Origin of the sequence: Thermoanaerobacter siderophilus SR4, assembly GCF_000262445.1 — a bacterium.
In the GTDB taxonomy this organism is placed as follows: Bacteria; Bacillota; Thermoanaerobacteria; order Thermoanaerobacterales; family Thermoanaerobacteraceae; genus Thermoanaerobacter; species Thermoanaerobacter ethanolicus.
On record NZ_CM001486.1, the window covers coordinates 1,630,706 to 1,644,060 of the forward strand.

Sequence of the window (13,355 nt, forward strand, 5' to 3'; positions counted from 1 at the left end):
ACGTAAAAAGAGATACTATTATTAAATTAATGTCACAGAAAAGTGATGATGTAAAATGAATAAGCTAAGTGGGCGCCAGCTGCAAATTTTAAGAAAAATACTGTCCTCTTCAAATACAAGAATGGAAGACATTATGAAAGAATTTGATATAAGCAAAAGGACAGTATACAGAGAAATTGCTTCTATAAATGAATTTGTTAAAAATTACAACTCAAAAATTGTAAATAAAACTGATGGGTTGGTTATAGAAGGCAATGTTGCTGATATTGAGAAGCTAAAGCTGGATATAGTAGGATATCGTTCAGAGTTTGAAACAGAAGAGAGAAGAAAAATGATATTGTCAGAGCTTTTGCAGCTAAATGAGCCTGCTAAATTAGAGTATTTCAGCAAAAAATTTGGCGTTACCACTTCTACAATAAGTTATGACCTTAAAGAGTTGGAAAAGTGGATTGAAAAACAGGGATTAACTTTAATAACAAAGCCGGGTTATGGCGTTTATATATCGGGAAGCGAAAACTCTTTTAGAAAAGCTATAGCTAACTTTTTGTATGAGAATTTTGATACTGCAGATTTGATTGATTTCTTAAAAACAGGATATCTCGCAAAAAACAATATTGAAAAAAACATAGATTTGAGGCTTTTAAACTTAATTGACTACGATACTGTCTTGAAAATAGAAAAGGCAATTTTAAAATTAAAATCACAAATTGACTATGAAATTGTAGAAAGTTCCTATTTAGGCCTTGTCGTTCACCTTGCCTTGGCTATAAAAAGGCTTCAAAATGGTGAAACTATTGAAATGGGTGAAGACAATTTACAGGAACTTAAAAAAACTAATGAATACAAATTTGCTAAAAAGTTAGCTAAATATTTACAAGAAGAATTGGATATACCTATACCTGAAGATGAGATTGGCTATGTGACAATACACCTTATAGGTGCAAAGTACAGGTCAACTACTCAAAATTACAATGACAAAGACATAGAGATTATTGCCCGGGACATGATAAAGGAAGCAGAAAAAATTTTTGATGTCAGTTTTTCAGAAGATGAGTTTTTGGAAGATGGCTTAAAGAGTCATTTAGTTCCGGCGGTGTACAGATTGGAGATGGGGCTTGACATAAGAAACCCTTTGTTGGAGGATATAAAAACAAAATATCCTTTGCTCTTTGAAAAAAGCAATAGAGTTTGCGATGTTTTGCGAAAAAAATTAAACATGGATATTCCAGAAGATGAAGTTGGATATATTGCTATGCATTTTGGTGCAGCTTTAGAGAGGAAAAAAGAGGCTGCAAAAAGGTACAACATAATGGTGGTATGTGCTAGTGGTATTGGAACATCAAGGATGCTGATGTCAAAACTTCAGATGTTTCCACAAATAAACATAGTGGATGTTACCTCCAGCATAAAACTAAGAGATTTAAAAGTAAGAGATGATATAGACTTAATTGTTTCTACAATACCTCTTGACATAAAAGACAAAAAAGTCGTTGTAGTAAATCCCTTGCTTTTAAAGGAAGATGTAGAAAAGCTAAAGAAGGCATTAAATACAGACTTTATTATGGAATATGGAATAAAAGAAGAAGAAGAAGGCAATTTTAAAAAAGAGGCTTTACACATAGCCAATTATGGTAAGAGAATTTTAGAGCTATGCGACACCATAACTTACATGACTGTAAAAGGTGAAAAGTCTACTCAAATAATAGAATATATTCTTAAGAATTTGATAGATAAAAGTTTAATAAGTGAAAATCAAAAGGAGCAAATAAAAGAAAGACTTTTAAAAAGAGAAAGCTTAGGTAAAATAGTATTACCAAACAAAGGATTTGTCATATATCATTGCACAATTGAAAATATAGATTTTCCATTAGTAGTTGTAGGGAAAGTTATAGAGGAAGTAAAAATGAAAAATCTTGTAGGAGATTATGAAAAGATAAGGACAGCTTTTTTAATGGTAGCACCAGAAGGTGATAGAGAAGGAATTGAAGTTTTGGGAGATTTAAGTATGTCTTTAATTGAAAGAGAAGATTTAGTGAATACTCTTAACGAAGCACAGTCCCAAAAGGAGGTCAAAGAAAAAATAAAAGAAGTGTTATTGAAAAAATTTTATGAAGAAATAAAAAGGATAATTACTTAGGAGAGGATCAAAAATGTTTAGCATATCGAGAGTTCAAAGAAAAATATTTTATTTGCTTTTGGGGGTAGTATGGTTTTCTACAGGATTTTATGCCATGTTTCATGATAGCTTCCTTAATGGCTTAAAAATAATGGCTTTTGGAAGTGCCTTTATGTTAATAGTGTTTGCAATACAGACTTATGTCATAAAAATGATACAACTTTATGATAGCAACCTACTAAAACAGCATAAAAAGCTTAAAAAGAAAAAATGAAATAATCTTTGAAAGGAGGTGCGAAGGATGGCAATAAGAGGAGTAATACTCTGCAGCTGGGGAGCAACTTCCAGTGCACTTGCTAAAAAAGTAACAGATGAAGCTAAAAAGCAAGGATTGGATGTTGTGGTAGATGCTGGCGGTACAGGAGAGTTCAAAAAGAAGGCAGAGGAATACGATGTAGCGTTATTAGAACCGCAAGTAAGACATCTCAAAAAAGAAATTGAATCAATCGCTTCTAAATACAATATCCCTGTTGATATAGTCGACATGCAGGCCTTTGCTATGATGGATGGCAAAAAAATATTAAATCAAATAATTGAGCTTGCTAAAAAAAGTGGAAAAGAAGTTTAAGGAGGGAATAAAATGAACGATAGGCTTTCAAATAATTGGTTTATGAAGTGGATGGAAGAATCTTTAATGCCAGTTCTTGCTCGTATAGCACAAAATGTGTATTTGCAGTCAATTAGAGACGCATTTTCAAGCTTTGCTTTGCCTGTGATTTTGACTGGTGCGCTTTTCTTGATTATAGCAAATCCACCAGAGGGAATTAATTGGGCACCTATACATGCATGGGCAAAAGCAGTAAAACCTATTGCAGCTCAAATCATGATACCTTTCCAACTTACTTTTGGGATAATGGCTATGATGGTAGCCTTTGGTACAGCTTATAGCCTTGCTACACGATGGGACCTCGACGAGACGATGACAGGAATTATTTCAATGTTGGCGTTTTTTATAACAAGCTTTCCTGCAACAGATGTGACAAAAGTTACTTTTGGAGATGTACTAAATTATCTCGGCGGTCAAGGCTTGTTTGTAGCAATAATAATAGGCATAATTAGTGCAATAGTTGTGAGATTCTTTAACAAAAGTGGTTTGGTAATAAAAATGCCTGAAGGTGTACCACCTTATGTGGTAAGAAGCTTCTTAGCATTAGTTCCTATGTTTGTAATGATAGTGTCAGCGTGGATTGTAGAATGGATTGTATGGGCAAACTTCCATATAACATTGCCACAATTGGTGCTTGACTTATTTAAGCCCCTTGTTGCTGCATCAAATAGTTATCCTGCAGCTTTAGCTGAAATAATACTCATGATGCTTTTGTGGTCATTAGGAATTCACGGTATGAATGTTGTTTCCTCAATTGCTTATCCTTTCTGGATGGCTCAATTGGCTGCAAATGCAGAGGCTGCAGCAAAAGGACTGCCTTTACCAGGTATTGTAACTGAACCTTTCTTCCATGTGTTTACCCACTTAGGCGGTTCAGGTACTACATGGCCTTTGACAATAATGTTTTTACTCTCTGCTTCTGCACAACTTAGAACAATTGGAAGAGCTGAGCTTATACCTGCAATATTTAATATAAACGAACCATTGATTTTTGGTGCTCCTATTGTGTTAAATCCAATACTAATTATTCCGTTTATATTAGCTCCAGCAGCTGTTGTAACAATAAATTACTTTGCCTTTGCTGTAAACTTAGTACCCAGACCTTTAATACAATTGCCTTTTACAGTTCCAGTTTTTATAAGCGGATTTTTATCTTCCGGTGGCCATTGGCAAGGAGCTTTATTGCAGCTGGTAAATTTAATTGTAACAGCGATTATATATTATCCCTTCTTTAAAATGTATGAAGCTCAACTTTTAAAGAACGAAAAAGAAGTAAAAGACCAAGAATAATTTGTGATGGGAGTGAAACTAATGGACTTAGAACAAATAATATACAACTTAGTATTGCATGGAGGAAATGCAAGAGCGGAAGCTTATGAAGCATTGGATGCAGCCGAAAGAGGAGATTTTGAAGAAGCTGAGAAGCATCTTGAAAAAGCAGATGAAGAGTTTTATGAAGGGCATAAATACCAAAATATGCTGACACAAGGAGAGCAAAGTGAAGCTCCTAATTTCCTAGTAATTCATGCTCAAGACCAGCTTATGACAGCCCTTGCTGAAAAAAACTTAATAAAAAGAATGATTGAACTCTATAAAAGAGTCAATCAATTAGAAAAAAGACAAAAATAAGCAGCTACTTACTACCCGGAAATCCGGGTAGTATTTTTTATAATTATACCATCATTTTTCATTTTTGTCATCTACTCTTGCTATTCTAAACAATCCTTTTACTTTGCCTTCTTAAGGGGTGGCAAAGCAAAGCCATGAAATTCACTATCTGATATTGGAAATACAGCCCTTTTGTCTACAATATCACTTACATCTTAATTTTGTATACGTTATAAAAAATCACTTTAAAGTATTGAAATTTGTCTGTGTATTAAGTACAATATATTTGTAAACAATTAAATTATTTTTGAAAGAGGGATTGGTTATGTACGAATCCAAAATTAAGGATGAACTGGTAGACCAGTTATTTGAGGCCATTTTAAAACTTAAAAACATAGAGGAATGTTACAGGTTTTTTGAAGATATTGCTACAATAAATGAAATAAAGGCATTAGCGCAGAGATTGGAAGTTGCAAAAATGCTTCGCCAAAAGAAGACTTACATAGAAATTGCAGAAAAGACAGGAGCAAGTACTGCTACCATAAGCAGAGTAAATAGGGCATTGAATTATGGAGCAAATGGATATAAAATTATATTAGATAGATTAGAAACAGAATCCCGGGATTAAAACCGGGCTTTTTTAAGACTAAATTGGAGTGAAAAAAATGAACAACATATTAGGTAACCTCAACGACAAACAAAGAGAAGCAGTTATGACTACAGAAGGACCTCTTTTGATATTAGCGGGAGCTGGAAGCGGCAAGACTCGCGTCCTAACTCATAGAATTGCTTATCTTATAAAAGAGAAAAAAGTATCCCCTTCTAACATACTGGCTATCACTTTTACAAATAAAGCGGCAGAAGAAATGAAAACAAGAGTAGAAGATTTATTAGGTTATATAGGTGACCTATGGGTATCTACTTTCCATTCTGCCTGTGCGAGAATTTTAAGGCGAGATATTGACAAAATAGGCTATGACAGAAATTTCGTCATATTTGATACTACTGACCAAAAGGCTTTAATACAGGAATGCCTTAAAGAGCTAAATTTAAGTGAAAAACAGTATCCTGTGAAAACTGTCTTAAATGCTATTTCTTCTGCAAAGGATAAAATGGTAACTCCTGAAGAGTATATTTATGTTTTTGGAAATGAGTATAGAAGTAAGAAAATAAGTGAAATATACAAATTATATCAAAAAAAGTTAAAGAAAAACAATGCCCTTGATTTTGATGACATAATTATAAAAACTATTGAACTTTTTAAGGAAAGTCCCGAAGTTTTAGACTTTTACCAGAGAAAATTTAAATACATAATGGTAGATGAATATCAAGACACAAATATGCCTCAATACCATTTTGTGAATATGTTAGCCCAGAAATACAGAAACTTATGTGTGGTTGGCGATGATGACCAAAGCATATATGGTTGGAGAGGGGCAGATGTAAAAAACATATTAAACTTTGAGAAGGATTATCCTGAGGCTAAAGTTATAAAATTAGAGCAAAACTATCGTTCTACCAAAACAATATTGGAAGCTGCCAATTATGTCATAGATAATAATATAAGAAGGAAGAAAAAGACTTTATGGACAAATAATGAAGAAGGAGAAAGGATAATTCTCTGTGAATTAGAGAATGAGAGGGAAGAGGCGGAATTTGTTATACAGGAAATAATCAACTTAAAAGAAAGAGAAAATAGAAGTTTTAGGGATTTTGCTATTTTATACAGGACAAATGCCCAGTCCCGTGCTTTTGAGGAAGCCTTAATGAGGGTGCGAATTCCTTACAAAGTGGTCGGAGCTTTAAGGTTTTACGACAGAAAAGAAATAAAAGACATAATTGCCTATTTGCGTATACTTGTAAATCCTTATGATGACATATCTTTTAAAAGGATAATAAACGTTCCTAAAAGAGGTATTGGAGCTGCAACCATTGAAGCATTAGAGGCTACAGCTTTGGAGAAAGACACCAGTCTTTTTTTTGCAATAGATGATGCAAAAGTAAGCCAAAGGGCTAAAAATAGCCTTTTAGAATTTAAGGAGTTTATTTTAGAATTAATTGATAAAAAAGATACAATGACTGTCAGTGAAGTAATAAATTACATTTTAGAAGAGACTGGATATATAGAGGAGTTAGAAAAAGAAGAATCAGAGCAAGCAGAGGGAAGAATAGAAAACCTAAATGAGTTTTTAAATGCGGCTTATGAATTTGAAGAGTCTTCAGAGGACAAATCTTTAGAAGCATTTTTGTCCGGCATAACATTGGTTTCTGATATTGACTTGGCTGGAGAGATTGGAGAAAGCGTTGTTCTCATGACTTTACATTCTGCAAAAGGATTAGAGTTTCCAGTAGTCTTTATGGTAGGTATGGAAGAAGGGGTATTTCCTTCTTTTAAGTCATTTACAGATGAATATGAATTAGAAGAGGAAAGACGGCTTTGTTATGTTGGTATTACGAGGTCTAAAGAAAAACTTTATTTGACCTATGCGAGGAGGAGAAATTTATACGGCAAATCTCAGTACAGCTCCTATTCCCGTTTTATAAGCGAAATACCTGAGAGGTTTTTAGTAAGATACCATGAGTTATCAAAGCCAAGAGAAGAGTATAGGCCTGTATCTAGCTATGTAGAAAGGAAAACTTATGAAAAGGCTCAATATAATTTAGGAGATAAAGTGGAGCATAAAATATGGGGGATAGGTACTGTAGTAAAAGTAGAAGGAGAAGAGATTACAGTTGCCTTTCCAAATGTGGGCATAAAAAAGTTAGACTTAAAGTTTGCTCCTATTAAAGCTATTTCTTAAGTTGTGGAGGTTGGATTATGGAGCCAAAAGAAAGGATAAAGGAATTGAGAGAAAAAATAAATTATCACAATTACAGATATTACGTTTTGGACCAACCAGAGATTTCAGACTATGAGTACGACATGCTGATGAGAGAACTTATAGAATTAGAAGAAAAATATCCAGAGCTTAAAACTCCAGACTCTCCATCCCAAAGAGTAGGTGGGGAGCCTTTAAAAGAATTTCAGCCTTTTACCCATGTAGTTCCAATGTTAAGTTTGGCTAATGCTTTTTCTGAGGGAGAACTTAGAGACTTTGACAGAAGAGTAAGAGAGGCAGTGGGAGATGTAGAGTACGTAGTAGAATTAAAAATTGACGGCTTATCTGTGGAACTAATTTATGAAAATGGCATATTTACTGTAGGTTCTACAAGAGGAGACGGGATCGTAGGAGAAAATGTCACACAAAATTTAAAGACTATAAAGTCAATTCCTTTAAGACTTAAGGATGATGTGAGCCTTGTTGTAAGAGGAGAGGTCTTCATGCCCCGCACTTCTTTTGAAAAATTAAATGAGGAGAGAGAAAAATTAGGGGAAAGCCTTTTTGCAAATCCCAGAAATGCTGCAGCAGGTTCTTTAAGGCAATTAGATCCTAAAGTGACGGCGAAAAGAGATTTAGACATTTTTATTTTTAACCTTCAGAAGATTGAGGGTAGAAAATTTAAAACTCACATAGAGACATTAGAATTTTTGAAAGAACAAGGATTTAAAGTAATACCAATTCATAAAAAATGTAGCAATATAGATGAAGTAATAAAAGAAATAGAAGAGATAAGAAACTTACGAGATAAGCTGCCTTACGACATTGATGGAGCAGTTGTAAAAGTAAATGACCTTGAAAAGAGAGAAATTTTAGGACAGACTGCAAAAGACCCCAGGTGGGCTATTGCTTTTAAATATCCTGCAGAGAGGAAAAAGACAAAAGTCTTGGATATAATAGTTCAAGTAGGAAGGACTGGAGCTCTTACTCCTACAGCTATATTAGAGCCTGTAACTATTTCAGGTTCAGTTGTGAGCCGAGCTACACTTCATAATGAAGATTACATAAAAGAGAAAGACATAAGGATAGGAGATACGGTAATAGTTCAAAAAGCGGGAGAAATCATTCCTGAAGTAGTAGAAGTGGTAAAAGAAGAGAGGACTGGACAAGAAAGAGAGTTTGTAATGCCAGATAGATGCCCTGAATGCGGTGCTTTAGCTGTGAGGCTTCCGGGGGAGGCTATAAGGCGTTGCACAGGTCTAAATTGTCCTGCACAGCTTCTAAGAGGCATTATCCACTTTGCTTCAAAAGATGCAATGGATATAGAAGGATTGGGGCCAGCTATAATAAATCAGCTTTTGTCAAAAGGTCTAATTCACAACATAGCAGATTTGTATTATCTTAAATACGAAGATTTAATACAATTAGAAAGAATGGGGGACAAATCTGTTAAAAATTTATTAAATGCTATTGAAGAAAGCAAAACAAGAGATTTAGATAGATTGCTCTTTGGCTTGGGTATAAACTTAATAGGCAGTAAAGCTGCCCAAGTGATTGCTGAGCATTTTAAGACAATGGACAATATCATGAAGGCAAAATTTGAAGACTTTACACATTTGCCTGACATAGGACCTAAGATGGCAAGAAGCATAGTTTCCTTTTTTGCAGAAAAACAAAATGTAGAGATAATTGAAAAACTTAAAAATGCTGGAGTAAACATGAAAAAACTTTCAAAAGGAAAAGTAAGCAACATATTTGAAGGGAAAACTTTTGTTTTGACAGGAGCGTTGGAAAATTACACGAGAGAAGAAGCTACCAGAATGATTGAAGAAAGAGGTGGAAAAGTTACAAATTCAGTAAGTAAAAAAACGGACTATGTATTAGTAGGTAAAGATCCTGGTTCTAAACTTAAAAAAGCCCAAGAATTAGGAATAAAGATAATTGATGAAAAACAATTTGAAGAAATGCTAAAAGGTGAAAATATTTAAAAACTCTATCCTTCAAAAAATATGTTTTTGTGGTAAACTATAAGATGTGAATAATAAAGGAAAGGTGTGGTAACATGGCTATTAGCAGGAGCGAAGTTGAGCATGTGGCTAAACTGGCCCGTCTCAAATTTTCGCAAGAGGAAATAGAAGAGTTTACAGTGCAACTGAGCAAAATTATCGACTATGTAAACAAATTAAACGAATTGGACACTGAAAATGTAGAGCCTACAGCTCATATAGTGCCAATCCATAATGTATTTAGAGAAGACGAAGTAAAGCCTTCAATGGACAGAGACAAAATATTGATGAATGCACCTTATAAAGAGAACGGCTGTTTTAAAGTGCCAAAGATTATAGAATGAGGAGGTACATAAATGGAATTATATAGTTTGACAATTCACGAACTTAGAGAACTTCTCAAAAAGAGAGAAGTCAGCGCTTTGGAAGTGACAAAATCCTATCTTGAAAGAATAAAAGAAGTAGAACCTAAAATAGATGCTCTTATCACAATTACAGAGGATTTTGCCTTGCAAAAAGCAAAAGAGGCAGATGAGAAAATCAAAAAGGGAGAGGACACGGCCCTTACAGGCATTCCTGTCATAATAAAGGACAACATTTCTACTGAGGGAATAAAAACCACTTGTTCTTCTAAGATGCTAGAAAACTATATTCCTCCCTATAATGCCACAGTAGTGGAAAAATTACTAGAAGAAGGAGTGATAATTTTAGGAAAATCCAATTTAGACGAATTTGCAATGGGGTCTTCTACAGAAAATTCCGCTTTTAAAACTACAAAAAATCCTTGGGACTTATCCCGTGTTCCAGGAGGGTCTTCTGGTGGTTCTGCAGCAGCTATAGCGGCAGACGAGGCGGCTTTTGCTTTGGGTTCAGATACAGGTGGTTCTATAAGACAACCAGCTTCTTTATGCGGTGTAGTAGGGATGAAACCTACTTATGGATTGGTGTCAAGATATGGCCTTGTAGCTTTTGCTTCTTCACTTGACCAGATTGGGCCCTTTACAAAAGATGTTACAGACTGTGCTATTGTATTAAATACAATTATAGGGCATGACCCCAAAGACTCTACTTCTTTAAAAATAGACAAGCCTGATTACACTTCTTATCTCAAAGAAGATATTAAAGGTTTGAGGATAGGAGTGGCTAAAGAATTTTTTGGCGAAGGAATAGAAGAAGGAGTAAAAGAAACTGTACAAGAATCCATAAAAGTTTTACAGGATTTAGGAGCAGAAATCATAGATATATCTATTCCTTATGTAGAATATGCTCTTCCAGCTTATTATATAATCGCTTCGGCAGAGGCTAGTTCCAACCTTGCAAGGTATGATGGCATAAGATACGGCCATATTGCAGAAAAATATGAAGATTTGATTGACATGTACATGGTTACGAGAAGCGAAGGATTTGGCAAAGAAGTAAAGAGAAGAATAATGCTAGGGACTTATGCTTTAAGCTCTGGTTATTATGATGCTTATTACAAAAAAGCATTAAAGGTCAGAACTCTCATTAAAAATGACTTTGAAAAAGCTTTTGAAAAATGCGATGTAATAATAGGTCCAACAAGTCCTACTGTAGCTTTTAAAATTGGAGAAAGGGCAAACGACCCGTTAGCCATGTACTTAGCGGATATATACACTGTATCGGTTAACATAGCGGGGCTCCCTGGCATATCCATACCTTGTGGTCTTTCAGATGGCTTACCTGTTGGACTTCAGATAATTGGCAGACATTTTGACGAAGGGAAAATATTAAATGTCGCTTATGCCTTTGAACAAGCTAACAAATTTAATGCTAAACCACAGGCCATAGGAGGTGCAAGATAATGAAGTACGAAGCAGTGATTGGCTTAGAGGTCCATGCCGAACTTTTGACAGAGAGCAAAATCTTTTGTAGCTGTACTACCAAATTTGGCGGTGAACCTAATACCCACGTATGTCCGGTATGTCTTGGACTTCCCGGCACTTTACCAGTTTTAAATAAAAAAGTTGTAGAATATGCTGTAAGAGCGGGACTTGCTTTAAACTGCACAATTGCAAACTTCAGCAAGATGGACAGAAAAAACTACTTTTATCCTGACTTACCCAAAGCTTATCAGATTTCTCAATATGACCTTCCCTTGTGCAGCAACGGGTATGTAGAAATTGAAGTAGATGGGCAGACAAAGAAAATAGGAATAAAGAGGATACACATTGAAGAAGATGCTGGAAAGTTGCTACATGAAAATACAGATGGTTCTTTAGTAGATTACAACCGTGCAGGAGTGCCTCTCATTGAAATAGTTTCTGAACCAGATATGTCTACACCTGAAGAAGCTTATCAATACTTAACAAAATTAAAGAGCATTTTAGAGTATACCGAAGTTTCTGACTGCAAAATGCAGGAAGGTTCTTTAAGAGTTGATACAAATGTGTCTGTGAGGCCTGTGGGAAGTACTGAATTAGGGACAAAAATAGAGCTTAAAAATTTAAACTCTTTTAAAGCCGTTCAAAAGGCGTTGGAATATGAAATAAAAAGACAGATAAAAGTCTTAGAAGAAGGCGGAACAATAGTACAAGAGACAAGAAGATGGAATGAGTCAAAAGGAATTACTGAGCCTATGAGGACAAAAGAAGAAGCTCATGACTACAGGTATTTCCCTGAACCAGATTTAGTTCCAATAATTGTAACAGATGAGTGGAAAGAAGAGATTAGAAAGTCTTTGCCTGAAATGCCACACCACAAGAGAGAAAGATTTATTGCTGAGTACGGTTTGCCTGAATATGATGCTAAAATTATAACTTCTTCAAAGAAAATGGCCGACTTTTTTGAAAAGTGCGTTCTCGAATATGATTCTCCAAAGACTGTAAGCAATTGGCTTATGGGAGAATTTTCTCGCCTCATGAATGAGACAGGAAAAGAAATAGACGAAGTACCAGTAACACCGCAAATGTTAGTAAAGTTGCTTAAATTAATTGATAACGGTGTGATAAGCGGATCCATTGCTAAAACTGTTTTTGAAGAGATGTTTGGTACAGGGAAAGAGCCAGAGGTAATAGTAGAAGAAAAAGGATTGAAACAGATAGCTAATGAGAATGAATTAAGAGAAATTATCAAAAAAGTCATAGCAGAAAATCCTAAATCAGTAGAGGATTACAAAAACGGCAAAGAGAAAGCAATGGGCTTTTTAGTAGGGCAAGTTATGAAGGCGACAAAAGGAAAAGCAAATCCTCAGCTTACTAATCAAATCTTAAAAGAAGAATTGTCGAAATAAGTAGCCTACACAAAGTGTAGGCTACAGTTTGTTGACAAAGTTAAAAAATATTCAAAGGAGATATTTTGCATCGTCGCTCCGATGTTCCAAAGCGACAAAACTAAAGCTCGTCCTTCAGGCTCCGGCAGGGTACCGGGCACAATCGGCATCCATGCCTTAAGGTGCCCGCCTTCGCCATCCATGGCTTCGGCCCTGCCTCCACCCTCGGTCTTGCTAAGTTTTGTTACCGCTTTGTAACAAGTCGCTCCTTATGCAAAATATCTCCTTTACGAAAATTTGTCTACAGTCTGTAGCCTACACAAAGTGTAGGCTATTTTTTATGTGCGCCCGGCATGGGCGATAACTAGGCGGTGAAAGTCCGCTGTGGGCTTGGTAGTGGGAACCACTAGCCAAGAGCAAGGGTGTCCATCGTGAGGTGGAATCTGAAGGAAGCTTAAGGCAAAATCTCGGTCTGATGAACAAGAACCAGATAAGAGGCTGAATTGGGATGGATGAGTTTGCGTAACAAAACGAAGTCCAACACTACCCGAATCCCATACAGTAAATCTGGCAGATATATGAGATGAAAGTTATCGTTCTTACCCGGGGAGGTCTCAAGGATAAGTCATGGAAGTAAAATCTGAAGTGACAACCCATACAGTGATGTATGGTTGAACCTTGAGAAGTCAGCAGAGGTCATAGTACTTATCTAGACATGAATAGATAAGGAAGGACCGAACGTTAGGAGGTTTTGGAAATCTTATGGACTCGAAAGATATGCAGAGACTGCAGACAACTCAACAAAGAGGCTATCCGTTGAATAGAGAAATGGAATTTCAAAAGACAACGGAAGTGCATAGTATATCATCGGCGTCGGAAGATGGAAGAAACGAGGTACAAAGATATACCG

11 protein-coding genes are annotated in these 13,355 nt (G+C 35.5%); all 11 read left to right on the top strand.

Features of this window, described 5'->3' with window-relative positions:
* Positions 1 to 55: 55 nt before the first annotated feature.
* Positions 56 to 2,137 (top strand): BglG family transcription antiterminator, encoded by a 2,082-nt coding sequence (locus THESIDRAFT1_RS07975; RefSeq protein WP_006570051.1) that lies wholly within the window; start codon positions 56 to 58, stop codon positions 2,135 to 2,137.
* A 13-nt stretch (positions 2,138 to 2,150) separates the two neighbouring features.
* Positions 2,151 to 2,390 (top strand): hypothetical protein, encoded by a 240-nt coding sequence (locus THESIDRAFT1_RS07980; protein WP_006570052.1) that lies wholly within the window; start codon positions 2,151 to 2,153, stop codon positions 2,388 to 2,390.
* A 27-nt stretch (positions 2,391 to 2,417) separates the two neighbouring features.
* Positions 2,418 to 2,744 carry a PTS sugar transporter subunit IIB gene (locus THESIDRAFT1_RS07985; protein ID WP_003870491.1) on the top strand — a complete coding sequence of 109 codons (327 nt, stop codon included), beginning with the start codon at positions 2,418 to 2,420 and terminating at the stop codon, positions 2,742 to 2,744.
* A 12-nt stretch (positions 2,745 to 2,756) separates the two neighbouring features.
* The gene (locus THESIDRAFT1_RS07990) at positions 2,757 to 4,073 is read left to right on the top strand and encodes a PTS sugar transporter subunit IIC (protein WP_006570053.1); all 1,317 of its coding nucleotides are present in this window, start codon (positions 2,757 to 2,759) and stop codon (positions 4,071 to 4,073) included.
* 21 nt (positions 4,074 to 4,094) lie between these two features.
* Complete coding sequence (locus tag THESIDRAFT1_RS07995) at positions 4,095 to 4,412, top strand: PTS sugar transporter subunit IIA (RefSeq protein ID WP_003870489.1); 318 nt, start codon at positions 4,095 to 4,097, stop codon at positions 4,410 to 4,412.
* Between the two features lie 304 nt (positions 4,413 to 4,716).
* On the top strand, positions 4,717 to 5,019 hold the full coding sequence (locus THESIDRAFT1_RS08000; protein ID WP_003868774.1) for a YerC/YecD family TrpR-related protein: 303 nt from the start codon (positions 4,717 to 4,719) through the stop codon (positions 5,017 to 5,019).
* Positions 5,020 to 5,056: 37 nt separating this feature from the next.
* Positions 5,057 to 7,192, top strand: coding sequence for a DNA helicase PcrA (gene pcrA / locus THESIDRAFT1_RS08005; RefSeq protein WP_006570054.1), 2,136 nt, complete (start codon positions 5,057 to 5,059; stop codon positions 7,190 to 7,192).
* Positions 7,193 to 7,209: 17 nt separating this feature from the next.
* On the top strand, positions 7,210 to 9,198 hold the full coding sequence (gene ligA / locus THESIDRAFT1_RS08010; RefSeq protein WP_006570055.1) for an NAD-dependent DNA ligase LigA: 1,989 nt from the start codon (positions 7,210 to 7,212) through the stop codon (positions 9,196 to 9,198).
* Positions 9,199 to 9,272: 74 nt separating this feature from the next.
* A complete protein-coding gene (gatC, locus tag THESIDRAFT1_RS08015; RefSeq protein ID WP_003868770.1) occupies positions 9,273 to 9,560 on the top strand; it encodes an Asp-tRNA(Asn)/Glu-tRNA(Gln) amidotransferase subunit GatC in 288 nt (95 codons plus the stop codon).
* A gap of 12 nt (positions 9,561 to 9,572) precedes the next feature.
* The gene (gatA, locus tag THESIDRAFT1_RS08020; RefSeq protein WP_006570056.1) at positions 9,573 to 11,039 is read left to right on the top strand and encodes an Asp-tRNA(Asn)/Glu-tRNA(Gln) amidotransferase subunit GatA; all 1,467 of its coding nucleotides are present in this window, start codon (positions 9,573 to 9,575) and stop codon (positions 11,037 to 11,039) included.
* Entirely contained in the window at positions 11,039 to 12,466 is a 1,428-nt protein-coding gene (gene gatB / locus THESIDRAFT1_RS08025) for an Asp-tRNA(Asn)/Glu-tRNA(Gln) amidotransferase subunit GatB (protein WP_003870484.1), read from the top strand. The genes gatA and gatB overlap by 1 nt, the downstream gene beginning before the upstream one ends.
* The last annotated feature ends 889 nt before the right edge of the window (positions 12,467 to 13,355 follow it).

Bases quoted from the DNA above. Each gene is read 5' to 3' on its own strand.
- ligA (WP_006570055.1), top strand. From the start codon at position 7,210: ATGGAGCCAAAAGAAAGGATAAAGGAATTGAGAGAAAAAATAAATTAT.
- pcrA (WP_006570054.1), top strand. From the start codon at position 5,057: ATGAACAACATATTAGGTAACCTCAACGACAAACAAAGAGAAGCAGTT.
- gatC (WP_003868770.1), top strand. From the start codon at position 9,273: ATGGCTATTAGCAGGAGCGAAGTTGAGCATGTGGCTAAACTGGCCCGT.
- THESIDRAFT1_RS07995 (WP_003870489.1), top strand. From the start codon at position 4,095: ATGGACTTAGAACAAATAATATACAACTTAGTATTGCATGGAGGAAAT.
- THESIDRAFT1_RS07980 (WP_006570052.1), top strand. From the start codon at position 2,151: ATGTTTAGCATATCGAGAGTTCAAAGAAAAATATTTTATTTGCTTTTG.
- THESIDRAFT1_RS08000 (WP_003868774.1), top strand. From the start codon at position 4,717: ATGTACGAATCCAAAATTAAGGATGAACTGGTAGACCAGTTATTTGAG.
- THESIDRAFT1_RS07985 (WP_003870491.1), top strand. From the start codon at position 2,418: ATGGCAATAAGAGGAGTAATACTCTGCAGCTGGGGAGCAACTTCCAGT.
- gatB (WP_003870484.1), top strand. From the start codon at position 11,039: ATGAAGTACGAAGCAGTGATTGGCTTAGAGGTCCATGCCGAACTTTTG.
- THESIDRAFT1_RS07990 (WP_006570053.1), top strand. From the start codon at position 2,757: ATGAACGATAGGCTTTCAAATAATTGGTTTATGAAGTGGATGGAAGAA.
- THESIDRAFT1_RS07975 (WP_006570051.1), top strand. From the start codon at position 56: ATGAATAAGCTAAGTGGGCGCCAGCTGCAAATTTTAAGAAAAATACTG.
- gatA (WP_006570056.1), top strand. From the start codon at position 9,573: ATGGAATTATATAGTTTGACAATTCACGAACTTAGAGAACTTCTCAAA.